Here is a 1135-nt window from a genome sequence, read left to right on the forward strand (position 1 = left end):
CCAATTCGATCTTACTGTCAGCAAAGTCCAGAAGCGCCTCAAACAAAACCGAGTAATCACTTTTACGTTTTTCCAAGCGACACTGGATCAAGCCTAAAATATGCTCCATTTCCTGCAACCAATTCTGGGCGTTCTCTTTACCTTGGGTTGAGAGAAACTCCAGGAACAAGGGGATGTAGTCAGGCAACTCGTGCTTGTCCAGCTCTAAACCTGCTTCGCGGTACATATCGACCAGATCTACCATTGCCTGGCCACGATCACGGGATTCGCCGTGTACGTGCTCAAACAACCATAGCGCGACCGAACGTCCACGATCGAATAGACCACCGTATTCACTCTGCCAGTCCATTAGATCCATCGCTGCCCGGTTTTCAATAAACGCCAGCAACTTGGTTTCGATGGCTGGCGCTAGGCCAGCCTCCGCTACCACTTGATCCAATTCACCTTTGTAAAGAAGGATGTCTTCCCGTGGGTAATCCATCAAACAAGATACAACAGCTAGCACCTTCGCATTTGAAGTATCCATCTTAGTCACCTCCTGAAACCGCGATGATATTCGCTCGGTTACTTGGTTTGTTACCACCAAACATGTTGACTTCGTTGTTACCATCGCTACAGCCATTGCCGAAGCTGAAACCACATGAACTCTTCATGTCGTAAGCATCTTCTGCGTAAGCTTTATGGCTTGATGGCACGACGAAACGGTCTTCGTAGTTAGCAATCGCCATGTAACGATACATTTCTTCAACCTGTAAGGCTGTTAAACCCGTCTTCTTCAAAACTTCCAGATCTTCTTTGCCTTCTACTTGCTGTGAACGCTTGAATGAACGCATTGCCAGCATTCTTTCTAGTGCATTCACAACTGGCGCTTCTTCACCGGCCGTTAGCAAATTAGCCAAGTACCGTACCGGAATACGCAGTGACTTAATGTCTGGAATCACACCGTCCATACCAATACGACCCTGCTCAGCAGCATTCTGGATTGGGGATAGTGGTGGGATGTACCAAACCATTGGCAGCGTACGGTACTCTGGGTGTAACGGTAGCGCTACTTTCCAGTCCATTGCCATCTTATAAACAGGTGATGCTTGAGCCGACTCAATCCAGCTATCAGGAATGCCTTCAGCGCGTGCCG

General features: G+C 48.3%; 1 protein-coding gene and 1 pseudogene. Both read right to left on the reverse strand.

Annotated features, from left to right (window positions below):
• A partial coding sequence (gene narJ, locus A3729_RS16725) for a nitrate reductase molybdenum cofactor assembly chaperone (RefSeq protein ID WP_068634099.1) occupies positions 1-526 on the reverse strand: 526 nt, incomplete at its 3' end.
• Between the two features lies 1 nt (position 527).
• Positions 528-1135: pseudogene (gene narH, locus A3729_RS16730) on the reverse strand (nitrate reductase subunit beta); the annotation flags it as partial.

The sequence above is a fragment of the Oleiphilus sp. HI0043 genome (assembly GCF_001634935.1).